The organism is Streptomyces sp. NPDC039424 (genome assembly GCF_055639495.1).
On sequence record NZ_JBVKAI010000009.1, the window covers coordinates 223,466 to 240,083 of the forward strand.

15 protein-coding genes are annotated in these 16,618 nt (G+C 73.6%); 6 read left to right on the forward strand and 9 right to left on the reverse strand.

Features of this window, described 5'->3' with window-relative positions:
* Nucleotides 1-71: 71 nt before the first annotated feature.
* From ACZ7L0_RS23670 to ACZ7L0_RS23680, 3 genes are all read right to left on the reverse strand, one after another.
* Nucleotides 72-3,065, reverse strand: a complete 2,994-nt coding sequence (locus ACZ7L0_RS23670) for an AAA family ATPase (protein WP_471244512.1) — start codon at nucleotides 3,063-3,065, stop codon at nucleotides 72-74.
* The gene (locus ACZ7L0_RS23675) at nucleotides 3,062-4,225 is read right to left on the reverse strand and encodes an exonuclease SbcCD subunit D (RefSeq protein WP_471244513.1); all 1,164 of its coding nucleotides are present in this window, start codon (nucleotides 4,223-4,225) and stop codon (nucleotides 3,062-3,064) included. Before ACZ7L0_RS23675 ends, ACZ7L0_RS23670 begins: the two co-directional genes overlap by 4 nt.
* A gap of 107 nt (nucleotides 4,226-4,332) precedes the next feature.
* Nucleotides 4,333-4,959 (reverse strand): YigZ family protein, encoded by a 627-nt coding sequence (locus ACZ7L0_RS23680; RefSeq protein ID WP_471244514.1) that lies wholly within the window; start codon nucleotides 4,957-4,959, stop codon nucleotides 4,333-4,335.
* Nucleotides 4,960-5,087: 128 nt separating this feature from the next.
* On the opposite strand from ACZ7L0_RS23680, the gene ACZ7L0_RS23685 reads away from it, so the two are divergent.
* Nucleotides 5,088-7,070: an APC family permease gene (locus ACZ7L0_RS23685; protein WP_471244515.1), complete on the forward strand. Its 1,983-nt coding sequence runs from the start codon at nucleotides 5,088-5,090 to the stop codon at nucleotides 7,068-7,070.
* A gap of 27 nt (nucleotides 7,071-7,097) precedes the next feature.
* Here the strand turns inward: ACZ7L0_RS23685 and ACZ7L0_RS23690 are convergent, their stop codons facing one another.
* Both ACZ7L0_RS23690 and ACZ7L0_RS23695 read right to left on the reverse strand, forming a co-directional pair.
* Nucleotides 7,098-7,640, reverse strand: coding sequence for a SixA phosphatase family protein (locus ACZ7L0_RS23690; protein ID WP_471244516.1), 543 nt, complete (start codon nucleotides 7,638-7,640; stop codon nucleotides 7,098-7,100).
* Entirely contained in the window at nucleotides 7,637-8,470 is an 834-nt protein-coding gene (locus ACZ7L0_RS23695; RefSeq protein WP_471244517.1) for a hypothetical protein, read from the reverse strand. Before ACZ7L0_RS23695 ends, ACZ7L0_RS23690 begins: the two co-directional genes overlap by 4 nt.
* A gap of 165 nt (nucleotides 8,471-8,635) precedes the next feature.
* Here ACZ7L0_RS23695 and ACZ7L0_RS23700 point away from each other — a divergent pair, with 165 nt between their 5' ends.
* From ACZ7L0_RS23700 to ACZ7L0_RS23710, 3 genes are all read left to right on the forward strand, one after another.
* A complete protein-coding gene (locus tag ACZ7L0_RS23700) occupies nucleotides 8,636-9,043 on the forward strand; it encodes a CoA-binding protein (protein ID WP_471244518.1) in 408 nt (135 codons plus the stop codon).
* Nucleotides 9,044-9,245: 202 nt separating this feature from the next.
* On the forward strand, nucleotides 9,246-10,883 hold the full coding sequence (locus ACZ7L0_RS23705; protein ID WP_471244519.1) for an APC family permease: 1,638 nt from the start codon (nucleotides 9,246-9,248) through the stop codon (nucleotides 10,881-10,883).
* A gap of 81 nt (nucleotides 10,884-10,964) precedes the next feature.
* The gene (locus tag ACZ7L0_RS23710; RefSeq protein WP_471244520.1) at nucleotides 10,965-12,188 is read left to right on the forward strand and encodes a 4-hydroxybenzoate 3-monooxygenase; all 1,224 of its coding nucleotides are present in this window, start codon (nucleotides 10,965-10,967) and stop codon (nucleotides 12,186-12,188) included.
* A 13-nt stretch (nucleotides 12,189-12,201) separates the two neighbouring features.
* On the opposite strand, the gene ACZ7L0_RS23715 is transcribed toward ACZ7L0_RS23710, so the two are convergent.
* A complete protein-coding gene (locus ACZ7L0_RS23715) occupies nucleotides 12,202-12,561 on the reverse strand; it encodes an ArsR/SmtB family transcription factor (protein WP_471244521.1) in 360 nt (119 codons plus the stop codon).
* 61 nt (nucleotides 12,562-12,622) lie between these two features.
* Here ACZ7L0_RS23715 and ACZ7L0_RS23720 point away from each other — a divergent pair, with 61 nt between their 5' ends.
* On the forward strand, nucleotides 12,623-13,648 hold the full coding sequence (locus ACZ7L0_RS23720; RefSeq protein WP_471244522.1) for a cation diffusion facilitator family transporter: 1,026 nt from the start codon (nucleotides 12,623-12,625) through the stop codon (nucleotides 13,646-13,648).
* 8 nt (nucleotides 13,649-13,656) lie between these two features.
* On the opposite strand, the gene ACZ7L0_RS23725 is transcribed toward ACZ7L0_RS23720, so the two are convergent.
* The gene (locus tag ACZ7L0_RS23725; protein ID WP_471244604.1) at nucleotides 13,657-14,229 is read right to left on the reverse strand and encodes a helix-turn-helix domain-containing protein; all 573 of its coding nucleotides are present in this window, start codon (nucleotides 14,227-14,229) and stop codon (nucleotides 13,657-13,659) included.
* A 100-nt stretch (nucleotides 14,230-14,329) separates the two neighbouring features.
* Nucleotides 14,330-15,100: an acyltransferase gene (locus ACZ7L0_RS23730; protein ID WP_471244523.1), complete on the reverse strand. Its 771-nt coding sequence runs from the start codon at nucleotides 15,098-15,100 to the stop codon at nucleotides 14,330-14,332.
* Between the two features lie 106 nt (nucleotides 15,101-15,206).
* On the opposite strand from ACZ7L0_RS23730, the gene ACZ7L0_RS23735 reads away from it, so the two are divergent.
* Complete coding sequence (locus ACZ7L0_RS23735; RefSeq protein WP_471244524.1) at nucleotides 15,207-15,737, forward strand: gamma carbonic anhydrase family protein; 531 nt, start codon at nucleotides 15,207-15,209, stop codon at nucleotides 15,735-15,737.
* 180 nt (nucleotides 15,738-15,917) lie between these two features.
* Here ACZ7L0_RS23735 and ACZ7L0_RS23740 read toward each other — a convergent pair whose 3' ends face one another.
* Nucleotides 15,918-16,574 (reverse strand): DedA family protein, encoded by a 657-nt coding sequence (locus ACZ7L0_RS23740; protein ID WP_471244525.1) that lies wholly within the window; start codon nucleotides 16,572-16,574, stop codon nucleotides 15,918-15,920.
* Between the last annotated feature and the right edge of the window lie 44 nt (nucleotides 16,575-16,618).

Consider the following 16,618-nt stretch of genomic DNA (forward strand, 5'->3'; position numbering starts at 1 on the left):
TACGACCCGGGCCTTGCCGCAAGCCCCCCGGTGCGCTATACGTTGAGAGTGGCAAGGAGTGGGTATTCCTCCTAGCCGAGCCTCCGCTGCCGCAGCACCGATCCCGATCTGCCCTTGACGACTTCCAGTTGGGCGTGGATCCGGCGCCGCAGGTCGGCGACGTGGCTGACGATCCCGACGCTGCGGTCGCGTTCGCGCAGCGAGTCGAGGACGTCGAGGACCTCGTCGAGAGTCTGGTCGTCGAGGCTGCCGAAGCCCTCGTCGATGAAGAGCGTGTCCAGCCGCACCCCGCCGGCCTCGTCGGTGACGACGTCCGCGAGACCGAGGGCGAGTGCGAGGGAGGCGAAGAACGTCTCGCCGCCGGACAGGGTCGCCGTGTCCCGCTCACGGCCGGTCCACGCGTCGACGACGTGCAGGCCGAGCCCGCTGCGTCCGCGTCCGCTGCGGTCGGCGGAGTGGACGAGGGTGTAGCGCCCGGAGGACATGTGCCGCAGCCGTACGGTCGCGGCGGCGGCGACCTGTTCCAGACGCGCCGCCAGCACATACGACTCCAGGCGCATCTTGCGCTCGTTGTCGGCGGAGGTACCCGCGGTGAGGGCGGCGAGGCGGGCCACGCGCTCGTACTCCTCGCGCAGTGGCGCCAGCCGTCGTACGGCGTCGGCCGCACGCGCGGAGAGCCGGTCCAGCTCGGTGCAGCAGCGGGCGGCGGCGTCGCGCGCGGAGGCGGCCTCACGCAGTCGCCGGGCCGCCTCGGCGGTGGCCCGTTCCGCCGCGTCGACGTCGGCGGGCGGCTGCTGGGCGGCGGTCGCGGCGTCGGTCTCGGCGAGGGCGGCGCGCACGGCGGCCTCCTCGGACTGCCAGGCGTCCAGGCGGTGTTGGAGGTCGCGGTGGGCCGCGTCGTCCAGCAGGGCGACGGCCGCCGCCTGCGGGGTGTCGAAGCCGGCGCGGTAGGCGGCGTCGGCCAGCCGGGCGTCGGCGTCCTTGAGCCGCTGGGCGGTGTCCTCGGCGACGCGGGCGGTGTCGGCCGCCTCGGTGAGCAGCGCCGCCCGCCGCTCCAACTGGGCGGCCCGCGCGGCCACACTGTCGGCGCCGCCCCGGGCCTCGGCCAACTCCTGCTCCAAAGTGGCCTGTTCGCGCTCCAGTGTCTCGCGCCGGGTGAGCCGGGAGGCGGCCCGGACCGCGGCCTGCTGCCGGTCGGCTAGGCGCCGCTCGCGCTCCTGCTCGGCCCGGCGCAGCTCCTCCTGGGCGGCGTGCAGCCCGGAGGCGTCCCGGCGGGCGCGTGTGTACTCCTGCTCCAGCTCGTCGGCCTCGGCGGCGAGCCGGGCCGTGGGGGTGTCGCCCGCCTCGGCGGTCGCGGCGGCCAGCGCCTCCCGTACGACACCCAGGCGCCGCTCGTCCTCGGCGCGCTGCTCCTCGGCGCGCTGGAAGACCGCGAGCGCGCGCTCCTCCGCCTCGCGGTCCACGTGTCCGGCGACCTTGCGGGCGGGAGCGGGGTGTTCGGTGGCCCCGCAGACGGCGCAGGGCTCGCCGTCGGTGAGGTTCGCGGCCAGTTCGGCCGCGATGCCGTTCAGCCGCTGTTCCTTGAGGTCGAGCCAGTGGGCGCGGGCGTCGAGGACGCGGGCCTCGCAGGAGAGGACCCGCCGCTGGGCCTGCTCGGTGTCCCCGACCAGCTGATCGCGCGTCCGTGCCGCGTCGAGCCGTCGCCGGGCGGGTTCGCGCCGGACGGCGAGCTGTTCGGCCCGGGTGGCGGCCTCCTGCGCGGACTCGACGCGGGCCTGGAGGGACGCGCGCCTGCCGTCCCACTCGGCGAGCCAGCTCTCGGCCTCCCGCAGGACGTCGTCGTCGGCGCGCTCCTGACGGTCCAGGCCGACGCGTTCCGTGACGAGCTCGGTGAGCCGCCGCTCGGCACGGCGGGCCGACTCCAGGCCGCCCAGTTCCTCGGCGGCGCGGCGGGCGGCGGCGGTGAGCCCGGCCGGACCGGAGTCCGCGTGAGCGTCCGGCAGCCGGGCACGCGCGTGTGCCTCGGCGGCGGCGGCCCGCCGGTACTCGGTCTCGGCGGCCTCGCGCAGCTCCAGCGCCGGCGCCACCGCCTCCGCCTTGCGCGCCCGCTCCATCCGCGCCTGCGCCTCCCGGTGGGCGCCGGCCCGCTCCTCCAGGCGTACGGCCCGCTCCCGCGCCTGCGCGAACCGCAGCTGCAGCCGGGCCAGTTCCCGTACGTCGGCCAGCGTGCGGTCGGCGGCGGCCTGTGCGGACTCGGCGGCGCCGAGGCGGCAGTGGGCGAGGGTGAGCCGTTCGCGAGCGGTGCTGCGGGCGACGGCGGCGGCGCCGAGGACCGCCCCGGCCAGGCCCGGTTCGCCCGGGGCCAGCTCCGGCAGTTCCATGGCGTCGCCGGCCTCCTGCTGCATACGGTGCGCGTCCGCGAGCAGCGCGGCGTCCCCCTCCCGCACCCGGGCCTCGGTCGCGCGCCGGCGTTCGGCGAGCCGCTTCTCCGCCTCGGCGAACCGCTGGGTGTCGAAGAGCCGGCCGAGCAGTCGGCCGCGGGCCTCGGCGTCGGCGCGCAGGAAGCGGGCGAAGTCGCCCTGGGGCAGCAGCACGACCTGGCAGAACTGCTCGCGGCTCATGCCGAGCAGCTGGGTGATCTCCTCGCCGATCTCCTGGTGGGAGCGGCTGAGGTCCTTCCAGGCGCGGCCCGTCGCGTCGTACTCGCGCAGCCAGGTCTGGGCCTTGTCCAGCGTCGTGCCCGAACCGCGTTTCTTGGGCCGCTCCCAGGGCGGCTGCCGGGTGATCTCCATCCGCCGTCCGGCGACGGTGAGTTCGAGGCGCACCTCGGTGCGGGTGCCCGCGTCGGCGTGGTCGCTGCGCAGGCTCAGGCCCTGCCCGCTCTGTCGGGCTCCCGGGACCGAGCCGTACAGCGCGTAGCACACGGCGTCCAGGACGGAGGTCTTCCCGGCGCCGGTGGGCCCGTGCAGCAGGAACAGGCCCGCGGTGGACAGCGCGTCGAAGTCGACCGTCTGGGACCCGCCGAAGGGCCCGAAGGCGGTGATGTCGAGCCGGTGCAGCCTCACCGGGCCACCTCCCGCACCGCGTCGTCGGCGCGCACCGCGTCGAACGCCTCGCGCAGCACCGCCTGTTCGTGGGCGTCGGGCCCGGCGCCGCGCACATGGGCGACGAAGTCCTCGGCGATCTGCTGGTCGCTGCGGTCCGCGAGGCGCCTGGCGTACGACACGGCGGGGTCGTCCGGGGCGCGGTCGGGGGCGAAGGCGAGGCTGAGGGTGTGCGGGAACCGTTCGGTGAGCCGGGCCATGGGGTCGGCGGGGCGGACCGGGTCGGTGAGGGTGGCCTCGACCCAGGCGTCCTCGTGCCGGGCCAGTCCGGGGTCGGCCAGCAGGTCCTCCAGGGTGCCCCGGATGCGGGCCAGCGGGCGCGGCACCGGGCAGTCGAGGCGCTCGGCGGTGACGGACCCGTCCGCGTCCAGGTCGACGAGCCACATGCTCTTGCGGTGGCCGGCCTCCGAGAAGGAGTACGCCAGCGGGGAGCCCGAGTAGCGCACGCGCTCGGTGATGGTCTGGCAGCCGTGCAGATGTCCCAGGGCCACGTAGTCCACCCCGTGGAACACGCCGGCCGGTACGGCGGCCACCCCGCCGACGGTGATGTCCCGCTCGCTGTCGCTGGCCTCGCCGCCGGTGACGAAGGCGTGCGCGAGGACGACGGAGCGGGTGCCGGCCGGGCGGGCGGCGAGGTCGGCGCGGACCCGGTCCATGGCGGCGGCGAGGACGGCCTCGTGGCCCGCCTTTTCCACCGCGAACTCGTCCTTCACCAGGGCCGGTTCGAGGTACGGCAGGCCGTAGAAGGCCACGTCCCCGCAGCCGTCGGCGAGGACGACGGGGGTGCCGCAGGCGGACGGCTCGGTCCGCAGGTGTATGCCCGCGCGCCCGATGAGGCCCGCGCCGACGCCGAGGCGGCGGGCCGAGTCGTGGTTGCCGGAGATCATCACCGTGGGCACGCCCAGCTCCGCCAGCCGGTGCAGGGCGTCGTCGAACAGTTCGACCGCGGCCAGCGGGGGCACCGCCCGGTCGTACACGTCTCCCGACACGACCACCGCGTCCACCTCGTGCTCACGCACGGTCGTGACGAGGTGACCGATGAACTCGGCCTGGGCACCGAGCATGCTCACCCGGTGGAACGCCCGGCCGAGATGCCAGTCGGAAGTGTGCAGGAGTCTCATGATCCCCGAGACTAACGGCCGGGTCTGACAACACGGGCGGTTACTCCCGTATCGGCCCGTCATGAGCCCATTGCAAATAGGGAATTATGCCCGATTCGCCCCGAACGTCAGGCGTCTCCGTAGGCCTCTCCACCCAGTTCGAACCGGGCCGTCCCGGCCGTGGCGTCGGCCAGCCACGCACGGAAGGCGTCCACGTCGGCGTCGGGCAGGCCGATCTCGATGGTGACCTCCTCGCCGTAGCGGACGTCCCGCACCTCGCGTCCGGTGGAGCGCAGGTCGTTCTGCACCTTGCCCGCGCGCTGGTGGTCCACGGTCACCGTGGCGAGCCGGAAGCGGCGACGGGTGAGCGTGCCCAGGGCGTCCAGGGCCTCGCCCACGGCTCCGCCGTACGCCCGGATGAGCCCGCCCGCGCCGAGCTTGACCCCGCCGTAGTAACGGGTGACGACGGCGACGACGTACCGCATGTCGCGGCGCAGCAGCATCTGGAGCATGGGCACGCCGGCCGTGCCGCCCGGCTCGCCGTCGTCGCTGGCCTTCTGCACTGAGGCGTCGGCGCCGACGACGTACGCCCAGCAGTTGTGCGTGGCGTCCGCGTGCTCCTTGCGGACGGCGGCGATGAAGTCCTGGGCCTCCTGCTCGGTGGCCGCCGGGGCGAGGGCGCACAGGAAGCGGGAGCGGTTGACCTCGGTCTCGTGCACGCCCGCGCGGGCCACTGTGCGGTACTCGTCCTGCATCGGGCCAGCCTATGCGGACCCGCGCGGTCGCCCTCGCCCGAGGTGCGGGACAGGATGTGGGGGATACTCACCCACCTTCCCCCACGCGGCGTGCCCGCGAAGGCGTCGGATCGAGGAGGTAGGACCGTATGACCCGCACCCGGGTGAAGAGCGCGGACCCAGGTGAGCGGGGGCATCCCGGGCCCGCTTCCCGCTGCCGGGCGTGGCTCCTGGAGGGCCTGAGCGAGCAGACGGCCCGTCACCCGGGCCCGCACGGCACGCCGCGTCCGGAGCAGGAGGGCCACCGGTGGTGGCGGGTGATGTGCCTCACCGGTGTGGACTACTTCTCCACGCTGGGCTACCAGCCGGGTATCGCCGCCCTCGCGGCCGGGCTGCTGTCCCCGCTCGCCACCCTCGTCCTGATCGCGCTGACCCTGCTGGGCGCGCTGCCGGTGTACCGGCGGGTGGCGCACGAGAGCCCGCACGGCGAGGGGTCGATCGCCATGCTGGAGCGGCTGCTGCCGTGGTGGTCGGGGAAGATCTTCGTCCTGGTGCTGCTGGGCTTCGCGGCGACGGACTTCATGATCACCATCACCCTGTCGGGCGCGGACGCCGCCGCGCACGTGGTGGAGAACCCGTTCGCCCCGCACTGGACCGAGGGCGGCAACACCTGGATCACCCTGCTGCTGGTGGGCCTGCTCGGCGGGATCTTCCTGAAGGGCTTCCGGGAGGCCATCGGCATCGCGGTGCCGCTGGTGGCCACCTACCTCACCCTCAACCTCGTCGTGCTCGCCGCGTCCGCCTGGGAGGTCCTCAGCCGGCCGGTGAAGATCGGCGACTGGACCGAGGCGATGACGGCGGAGCACTCCTCGCCGCTGGCCATGGTGGGCGTGGCGCTGCTGGTCTTCCCCAAGCTGGCGCTGGGCATGTCCGGGTTCGAGACCGGTGTGGCGGTGATGCCGCAGGTCAAGGGCGACCCGTCGGACACGTTCGAGAACCCGGCGGGCCGGATCCGCGACACCCGCAAGCTGCTCACCACGGCCGCGCTGATCATGAGCTGCTTCCTGCTGCTGTCCAGCCTGGCGACGACGATCCTGATCCCGCAGGACGACTTCAAGAGCGGCGGCCCGGCCAACGGGCGCGCGCTCGCCTATCTGGCGCACGAACACCTCGGCCAGGTCTTCGGCACGGTCTACGACCTCTCGACGATCACGATCCTGTGGTTCGCGGGCGCCTCCGCGCTCGCCGGTCTGCTGAACCTCGTACCGCGCTATCTGCCGCGCTACGGCATGGCGCCCGAGTGGACCCGGGCGGTCCGGCCGCTGGTGCTGGTCTTCATGGTGACCGCCGTGCTGATCACGCTGTGGTTCCACGCGAGCGTCGACGCGCAGAGCGGGGCGTACGCGACCGGGGTGCTGGTGCTGATGCTGTCGGCGTCCTTCGCCTCCACGGTCGCCGTGCACCGGCGGGGGCACCGGCGGGCGACCGCCGGGTTCGGCCTGATCACCGCCGTGTTCGCCTACACGCTGGTCGCGAACGTCATCGAGCGGCCCGACGGCATCAAGATCGCGCTGATCTTCATCGTGGCGATCATGGTGACGTCGTTCGGCTCACGCGTGCACCGGGCCTTCGAACTCCGCGTCGGCCAGGTCGTCTTCGACGACACCGCGCGGCGGATCCTCGACGAGGCGGCCCAGCACGGCCCGCTGCGGCTGATCGCCAACGAGCCGCAGGAGCACAGCACCCGGGAGTACCGCGCCAAGGAGCGCGAGCAGCGGGCGCACACCACCATCCCGGGGGGCGGGCCGGTGCTCTTCCTGGAAGTCTTCGTGCGGGACTCCTCGGACTTCACCACCGACATCACCGTGCGCGGCGACGAGAAGCACGGGGCCCGGCGGCTGCGGGCGGCGGGACCCACGGTGCCCAACACCATCGCCGCGGTCCTGCTCGCGCTGCGCGACCGGACCGGGCAGGTGCCGCATGCCTACTTCAGCTGGACCGAGGGCAACCCCGTCAGCCACCTGATCCGCTTCCTCGTCTTCGGCGACGGCGAGGTCGCCCCGGTCACCCGCGAGGTACTCCGCCGCGCCGAACCGGACCCGGAGCGGCGGCCCTGGGTGCACGTGGGCTGAACGGCGGGACGCGCACGCGTGTGTGAGCTAGTGCTTCGCGCCCCGGGGCACGGTCATCGACGTCAGCAGTGCGGTGCCGGGGGTGAGGTCCCGCCAGGTGGGGCCGTGCCAGGTCAGGTCAGCGATGGCCGAGGTCGGGAACTTCGTGCGTACCGCGTCCAGCGCGTCGTCCAGGTCGTCCCCGGCCAGTTCGAGGACCAGGTCCTCCAGGCCGGGGTTGTGCCCGACGAGGAGCAGCGTCCCGACCTCGGGCGGTGTCTCGCGCACGACGGCCAGCAGGTCCGGTACGTCGGCCGCGTACAGCCGCGCGTCGAACCGCGCCGGGGGCGGGGTGCCCCACTGGGCCGAGGCCAGTTCCCAGGTCTGGCGGGCGCGTAGGGCGGTGGAGCACAGGGCGAGGTCGGGCAGGCGGTCGGTCTCGGCGAGGACGCGGCCGGCGGCGGGGGCGTCCCGGCGCCCGCGCGGTGCCAGCGGGCGCTCGTGGTCGACGACGCCGGGCGGCCAGGCGGACTTGGCGTGCCGCAGGACGACGAGGCGGCGCAGCGGGCCGGCGCCCGCCCGGGCGGTCATACGGGGCTCCCCAGGTCGCGCACGAGGTCGAGGCCGAGCAGCCGGTCCGCGTAGGCGTACGTCTCGAAGCGGGCGCCGTCCGGCAGGCCGGGCGCGGCCTCCACCCACCGCAGCACGCGCAGCACCTCGGGCACGTCCAGATCGTCCTCCCAGGCGGTACGCAGTCGCCCGCGCACCTCCTCGGGCACCGGCCGCGACGGCTGCCGGGCCCAGACGGCGACCGCCCGCCGCCAGCGCGCGAGACTCCGGCCGGCCTCGCCGAGGGCGCCGGCGTCGAGCCGTACGGGGGTGCCGCGCGGCGTGGAGAGCAGGGCCAGGCGCAACGCGGAGGACTCGGACGCCGCCGCGACACCGGCGGTCCGAGGCACGGCCGGCGCGGAGGCGGGGGATCCGGGCGATCCGGCGGCCACGGCACCCGCGGAGGAGACGACTCCCGGCTCCGCCCCCACGCCCGCGCCGTCCGCGCTTTCGAGCACCGGGGCGACCCCGACCAGGACGGCCCCGCCGGCGCTCGCGCTCCCCTCCCCCGCCACGTGGATGACCTGCGCCTCACCCAGCCCCGAGGCGAGGTCCCGGTCGTCCTCGAAGGGGCGGACGCCCAGGGTCGTGGCGGCGGCGCGGAGTTCGGCCTGCTGCCGGTCGCCGGTGAGCATCGCCCACACGGGGGTGCCGCCGAGTTCCAGGGCGCGGACGAGGACGTCGGCGACGAGGAGCACACGCAGGGCCCAGGCGTCGAGGCCCGAGGCGTGCGCCTGCACCCGGGTCAGGCCCCGCCGGGCGGGGGCGGCCTCGACGGGCTCACCGGTACGGGCGTCGATGATGCGCAGCACGGGGCGAGCGTAGGCGCAGAGGCGGCCGTATGCAGCACTTGGCGCCGATTCCGGACATCGTGGCGGGGCGCCGGCCCCGGTCGGGGACGGTCCGATGGGAATCACCGCCCGGCGGGTGCCGTTTGCGCCGAGGACAGTCATCCCCGAGGCCCGAGGAGGCCGGCCGTGTACGGCGACGCAGCGACCATCCGCAGGATCCTGACCGAGCTCGGTGACACCTGGGCCGTCGTCGGCCTCTCCTCGAACCGGAGCCGGGCCGCGTACGGCGTCGCGGAGGTGCTGCAGCGGTTCGGCAAGCGCGTGGTGCCCGTCCACCCCAAGGCGGAGACGGTGCACGGCGAGCGCGGCTACACCTCCCTCGCGGAGATCCCCTTCGAGGTGGACGTCGTCGACGTCTTCGTGAACGGCGATCTCGCCGGACCGGTCGCCGACGAGGCGGTGGCCAAGGGCGCGAAGGCCGTCTGGTTCCAGCTCGGAGTGATCGACGAGGCTGCGTACGAGCGGACCCGGGCCGCGGGTCTCGACATGGTGATGGACCGGTGCCCGGCGATCGAAATTCCCCGTCTCCGCTAGCTGTCTTGCTCTCTTCTCACATTCCGTGCCTGAATACGGACATTCCGTGTAACCGGCTGACCTGTGCAAAGACTGCGACCGTACGTTCCAGGTGAAGGGTCAAAATTTCGGAAACAGTCTTTTGCCACCTCTGAACGCATCCCTAACCTGTGGCGTCATTGCTCGTTAGACCTGCGTTTCAGAAACTGAGAGGCCACTTGACATGGTGAATGTCGACCATGCCGTGCCGGAAACCACGAAGGACCCAGGCGGTCTGCGAAGGGACGTCGGGCTGATCGGACTGATGTGGGCCTCCGTGGGTTCCATCATCGGCTCCGGCTGGCTCTACGGCGCCGAGAAGGCGGTCGTGGTGGCCGGGCCCGCGGCGATCATCTCGTGGGTGATCGGCGCGGTCGCCATCGTGCTGCTGGCGCTCGTGCACGCCGAACTCGGCGGCATGTTCCCCGTGGCCGGCGGCACGGCCCGCTATCCGCACTACGCGTTCGGCGGCCTGGCCGGCATGTCGTTCGGCTGGTTCGCCTGGCTGCAGGCGGCGACCGTGGCCCCGATCGAGGTCGAGGCCATGATCGGCTACGCCGGTCACTGGAAGTGGGCCCAGGGCCTGCAGCACACCGACGGCACGCTGACGACCAGCGGTTTCGCCACCGCCGTCGTCCTCATGGCCGTCTTCGTCGGGGTCAACTTCTTCGGCGTCCGGGCCCTGGCGCACACCAACAGCGCCGCCACCTGGTGGAAGATCGCCGTCCCGCTGGGCGCCATCTTCATCATCGCCGCGGGCAACTTCCACCCGGCCAACTTCACCTCGGAGGGCTTCGCGCCGTTCGGCGCCAAGGGCGTGCTCGGCGCCATCAGCTCCAGCGGCATCATCTTCGCGCTGCTGGGCTTCGAGCAGGCGATCCAGCTGGCGGGCGAGAGCCGCAACCCGAAGCGGGACCTGCCGCGGGCGACCCTCGGCTCGGTCGCGATCGGCGCGGTGATCTATGTCGCGCTCCAGGTCGTGTTCATCGCCGCGCTGCCGCACAGCTCCTTCGCGCACGGCTGGGCCAAGCTGGACTTCCCCGGCATCACCGGCCCCTGGGCGGGCCTCGCGACCCTGGTGGGCCTGGGCTGGCTGGGCTGGGTGCTCTACGTCGACGCCATCATCTCCCCCGGTGGCACCGGCCTGATCTACACCACCGCCACCTCCCGCGTCTCCTACGGCCTGGCCAAGAACGGCTACGCGCCGAAGGCCTTCGCCAAGACCGACGCGCGCGGCGTGCCGTGGTTCGGCCTCGCCATGTCCTTCGTGACCGGCGTGGTCTGCTTCCTGCCGTTCCCCAGCTGGCAGGAGCTGGTCGGCTTCATCACCTCCGCGAGCGTCCTGATGTACGCGGGCGCGCCGCTGGCGTACGGCGTCTTCGCCGACCGCCTGCCGCACCACGAGCGCCCCTACCGCCTGCCCGGCGGCAAGATCATCTCCCCGCTGTCGTTCGTGGTCGCCAACCTGATCATCTACTGGGCCGGCTGGGACACCCTGTGGCGGCTGGGCTTCGCGATCGTCCTCGGCTACCTGCTGCTCGGCGGCTACGCCTGGTACGCCACCAGCAAGGACCTGCCCGACGCGCCCCGGCTGGACTTCCGCGCGGCGCAGTGGCTGCCGGCCTACCTGCTGGGCATGGGCCTGATCTCCTGGCAGGGCGGCTTCGGCGGCCAGGGTCACATCGCCCTGTGGTGGGACATCCTGGTGGTCGCCGCCTTCTCCGTGGGCATCTACTACTGGGCCCGGGCGACCGCGTCGCGGTCCGAGGAGATCGAGCGCAGCATCGAGGAGGTCGTGGTCACCGACGCTCCGGCGCACTGACCCGGTCCCCGAGCGAATGACGGTGTCCCGTCGGCCACGGCTTCCCTGCCGCGGCTGACGGGACACCGTCATAATGCCCGGGTGACGCTCCCCTCCTCCCGTCCCGGCTCCCCGTCCGCAGAGCGCCGTCCGGTCGTCGTGGTGGGCGCGGGACCGGCCGGGCTCACCGTCGGCAACATCCTGCGGGCCGCCTCCGTCGACTGCGTGGTCCTGGAGACCGAGAGCCGGGAGTTCATCGAGACGCGGCCGAGAGCCGGGGTCGTCGAGGAGTGGGCGGTGCGCGAGCTCGGGCGGCGCGGTCTGGCCCGGGACCTGCCCGGCCGGGCGCAGGCGCACACCGCGTGCGAGTTCCGCTTCGGCGGTGAGCGCTACCGGTTCCCCTACACGGACCTGACGGGGCGGCACCACTACGTCTACCCTCAGCCGTTGCTGGTGACCGACCTGGTGCGCGAGTACGCCGACGTCCGGGGCGGCGACATCCGCTTCGGCGTGCGGGACGTACGGCTGCGCGACCTGGACACGGACCGGCCCTCGGTGTCGTACCTCTGCCCGGAGACGGACGAACGGCGGGTGCTCCACTGCGAGTTCGTGGCGGGCTGCGACGGGGCGCGCGGGGTGACGCGGGACGCGCTGCCGCCCGGGCGGGCGAGGATCGCGCGGCACGACTACGGCATCGGCTGGCTGGCGCTGCTCGCCGAGGCGCCGCCGTCCTGCGACTCGGTCGTCTTCGGCGTCCACCCGCGCGGCTTCGCCGGGCACATGGCCCGCGGCCCCGAGGTCACCCGCTACTACCTCCAGTGCCCGCCCGGCGACGACCCGGAGAACTGGGGGCACGAGCGCGTCTGGGCCGAACTGCGGGAGCGGCTCGCGGCGGCGGGCGCGCCCGCGCTGACCGAGGGGCGGCTGATCGAGAAGCGCGTGCTGGACATGCACGACTACGTCGTCGAACCCCTGGTGTCCGGGCGGCTGTTCCTGGCCGGCGACGCCGCCCATCTCACCGCGCCCATCGCGGCCAAGGGCATGAACCTCGCCCTGCACGACGCCTTCCTGCTCGGCGACGCCCTCACCGCCCGGCTCACCGAGGGCGACGGCGGCGGGCTGGACGGCTACTCGGCGGCGTGCCTGCGGCGCGTGTGGGACTACCAGGAGTTCTCCCAGTGGCTGTCCGGCATCTACCACGGGGCCGCCTCCGGCGACCCCTACCGCGCGGGGACCACGCTGGCCCGGCTGCGGCGTCTGTTCACCTCACCGGCCGCCGCATCCGCGTTCGCGGAGCAGTACCTGGGGACGGCCGCGCGGTACTGAGGCGGACCGTCCGTCAGTCGTGCACCGGCCGGTCGCTCAGCCGGTGGTCCGCCACGTTCAGCGCCTCGTCGACGAGGCGGCGCAGATGCCCGTCGCGCAGCGAGTAGACCACCCGGCGGCCCTCCTTGCGCGTGTTCACCAGCCCCGCGAGCCGCAGCCGGGCCAGGTGCTGGCTGACGGCGGGCCGGGCCGCCCCGCAGGCCGCCGTGAGCGTCGTGACGTCGGCCTCCCCCGCCGTCAGGGCGTGCAGCAGGGTGAGGCGGGTGCGGTCGCCCAGCAGGGCGAGGACTTCGGCGGCGAGCGCGAACTGCTCCTCGCCCGGGGTGCGCGGGTGCGCATGGTCCGCAGGTGACAGGTGCATGCGTGCGCTCATACGCACATAATGGCTCCGTGGGCGGCCCCGCGTCCACTCCCGCACCGGAAGGGGAACCCGCGTGAGCGACCGGCACCATCACCACGAACACCCGCACCGTCCCTCCGCCCGCCACCGCCTCGCCCACCTCCTCACCCCCCACTCCCACGAGAGCGCCGACAAGCTCGACCCCGCCCTGGAGTCGAGCGCGCGCGGTATGCGCGCCCTGTGGGTCTCGCTGGCCGTGCTGGGCGGGACGGCGCTGGCGCAGGCGGTCGTGGTGGCCGCCTCCGGGTCGGTGGCGCTGCTCGGCGACACCGTGCACAACGCGGCGGACGCGCTGACCGCCGTACCGCTGGGCATCGCCTTCGCGCTCGGCCGCCGCGCTCCGACCCGCCGCTTCACGTACGGCTACGGGCGCGCCGAGGATCTCGCGGGCATCGCGATCGTGCTGACGATCGCCGCCTCCGCGGCGTTCGCGGCCTGGACGGCGGTGGACCGGCTGCTGGATCCGCGGCCCGTCGCGCACCTCCCGGCCGTGGCCGTGGCCGCCCTCGTCGGGTTCGCGGGCAACGAGTGGGTGGCCCGGTACCGGATCCGGGTGGGCCGCGCGATCGGCTCGGCCGCGCTGGTCGCCGACGGTCTGCACGCCCGTACGGACGGGTTCACGTCACTGGCCGTGCTGGTGGGCGCCGGAGGCTCGGCCCTCGGCTGGCACCTCGCCGACCCGCTGGTGGGTCTGGCGATCACGGCGGCCATCGCGCTGGTGCTGCGGGACGCGGCGCGCGAGGTGTTCCGGCGGGTGATGGACGCCGTCGACCCCGCACTGGTGGACCGGGCCGAACGGGCGCTGCGGGAGGTCGAGGGCGTGCGGGAGGTGGGCGAACTGCGGCTGCGGTGGATCGGGCACCGGCTGCGGGCCGAGGTCGCGGTCGTGGTGGACGGCGAGGCGACGGTCCGCCAGGCCCACACGATCGCCGTGGAGGCCGAGCACGCCCTGCTGCACGCCGTCCCGAGGCTCACCGCGGCCCTGGTGCACGCGGACCCGGCGCCCGCCCCGGGCGAGGCGGACCCGCACCTGCCCCTGGCCCACCACCTGACGGCCTGAAAGCGGGCTCAGCGCACCGGCGGGACGGAGATGGCCATGACCATCCGCATCGGGACATCGCCGTCGTTGCCGTAGGTGTGCGGGGTGTCGGCCTCGAAGGACGCGCTGGCGCCGGCCGGGACGCGGTGATCGACTCCGTCGACGGTGAGCGTCAGCTCGCCCGCCGTGACATGGACCAGCTCGACCGTGCCGGCGGGGTGCGGGTCGGAGGCGCTGCGCTCGCCGGGCGTCAGATGCCAGTCCCACATCTCCAGCGGACCGGGGGCCTCGGTGCCCGCGAGGAGCCGGTTGTAGCTGCCGGCGTCGGTGTGCCAGAGCCGTACGGCCTGGTCGGCGGGGACGATCCGGACCTTCGGTCCCTGCTCGTAGTCGAGCAGCGTGGTGACGCTGATGCCGAGCGCGTCGCCGATCTTGACGACCGTGCCGAGGCTGGGGTTGGTGCGGGCCTGCTCGATCTGGATGAGCATCCCGCGGCTGACTCCCGCACGGGCGGCCAGAACGTCCAGGGTGAAGCCGCGCTCGCTGCGCCAGCGTTTGACGTTGCGCGCCAGGGACTGGGTCAGCAGGTCGAGGTCCGACACATCACGTCCAAGAGTCACTGCACTACGGTGGGGTGCACCTGATCGTTCACCGAACTGTACTGCGAGGCCGGCCGCGCCAGGGGCCGATGGGCGTGGTCCGTCAGCTCTCCGGCTCCAGCTCGGCGAGCCGGGCCACGTCCTCGTCGTCCAGGTCCGCCAGGGCCAGGAGTTGCTCCGGTGTGACGCCTTCCGGGATCGGCACCGGGGGCGGGGTCCTAAGCGGCGGCTGCCAGCCGTCGGCGGGGGTCCAGCGCCGTACGACGCGGGCGGGGGCGCCCGCCACCACGGCGTGGTCGGGCACGGTCCCGCGGACCACCGCGCCGGCGGCCACCACCACGTTCCGGCCGATCCGCGCGCCCGGCAGGATCACCGCGCCGGTGCCGATCCAGCAGCCGGGGCCGATCTCCACCGGCTCCATCCGCGGCCACTGCCTGCCGATGGGCTCGTGCGGATCGTCGTACGAGTGGTTCGTGGACGTGACGTAGACGTACGGCCCGAAGTAGCAGTCGCTGCCGATCGTGACCGTCGTGTCGGCGATGACATGGCTGCCCCGGCCGAGCACGACTCCGTCGCCGATGCGCAGGATGGGCTCGGGCCCGAGGTCGAGGTCGGGCATGAGACCCGCGGTCAGGGTGACCTGCTCGCCGATGATGCAGTGGGCGCCCAGGTGGATCCAGGGCTCGCCGAAGACCGTGCCCAGCGGGAAGGCCAGCCTGGTGCCGGTGCCCATCGCGCCGAAGCGCAGCCGCCCCGGGTTCTCGGCGGTGACGGAGCCCGTGCGCTGCACCCACGCCCAGCCCGCGTGCACCGCGCGCTGGACGAGGCCGCGCCGCCAGGAGGCGAACGAGAACGTGTTCTTGGGCTTGGGCACCCGCTCACCGTACTCAGCCCGCGGTGCGCCCAAGAGCCCGGATCGCTGTGATCTTCGCCCCACCGGGTGGCGTACGGTGCGGTGAACCGACGACGAGGAGAGGGCGATGACGCACAAGGCGCTGATCGTGGGCATCGGCGGCAGGGAACCGAAGGTCGACCCCGAGGCGTTCGTGGCACCCACGGCCTCCGTGATCGGGGACGTGACGCTGGAGGCGGGCGCGAGCGTCTGGTACGGGGCGGTGGTGCGCGGTGACGTGGAGCGGATCACCGTCCGGGCGAGCGCCAATGTCCAGGACAACGTGACGCTGCACGCCGATCCGGGGTTTCCGGTGACGGTCGGGGAACGGGTCTCCATCGGGCACAACGCCGTGGTGCACGGGGCGACCGTCGAGGACGACTGCCTGATCGGGATGGGGGCGACCGTGCTCAACGGCGCGGTGATCGGGGCGGGATCCCTCGTCGCCGCGCAGGCGCTGGTGCCGCAGGGGATGGTGGTGCCGCCGGGGTCACTGGTGGCGGGGGTGCCGGCGAAGGTCAGGCGTGAGCTGACCGAGGAGGAGCGGCAGGGGGTGACGCTCAACGGCACGATGTATTCCGAGCTGGCGAAGGCGCACCGGGACGTGCACCGGGACTGAGTCCTAGGTCGTGTCCGCAAAGTCCCGTCGTCCGCCCGGAGGGCGGGCCCCGCGGCGGCTGGTGCGTGCTCTCGGCGTGCCGGGCGGAGGCCCTCGTACTGGATGTACTTGGGGCTTCGCCCGGTGCGGCGAGAGTGCGTGCCAGGCGTCGCGGGGCAGGCGGGACTTTGCGGACACGGCCTAGTCGGTGGCGGGTACGGGTTCCTGCTCGGAGTCGGGTTCCCGCCTCTCGGCCGCCGCCTTCTTCGCCTTGCGCTTCAGCACCAGCATCGACGTCACGCCGATCAGTACCGCCACCACCAGGCCCAGGTACGAGAAGCGCTTGAGCCAGTCCTCGGCGACGACTCCGACGTAGTAGATGACGGCGGTCGTGCCGCCGGCCCAGCAGATGCCGCCGAGGACGTTGGCGATGAGGAACTTCCAGTACGGCATGTGCAGGACACCGGCGAGCGGGCCTGCGAAGATGCGGAGCAGGGCGACGAAGCGGCCGAAGAAGACGGCCCACATGCCCCACTTCTCGAAGGACCGCTCGGCGGTGGCGATATGGCCCTCGCCGAAGTGCCTGGGGAACTTCTTGCCCAGCCAGGCGAGCAGTGGCCGGCCCCCCTTGCGGCCGATGGCGTAGCCGATGGAGTCGCCGATGACCGCGCCGGCGGTCGCGCAGACGCCCAGTACGACCGGGTTGACGCCGGAGTGCTGCGAGGACATCAGCGCCGCCGAGACCAGGATGATCTCGCCCGGCAGCGGGATGCCCAGGCTTTCCAGGCCGATCACCAGGCCCACCACGGCGTAGACGGCGGCCGCTGGCACCGAGTCGAGCCATTCCTGGACGTGCACCGCCGGTTCCTCCCGTGTCGTGTCCTCACCGCGCGGACGTCACC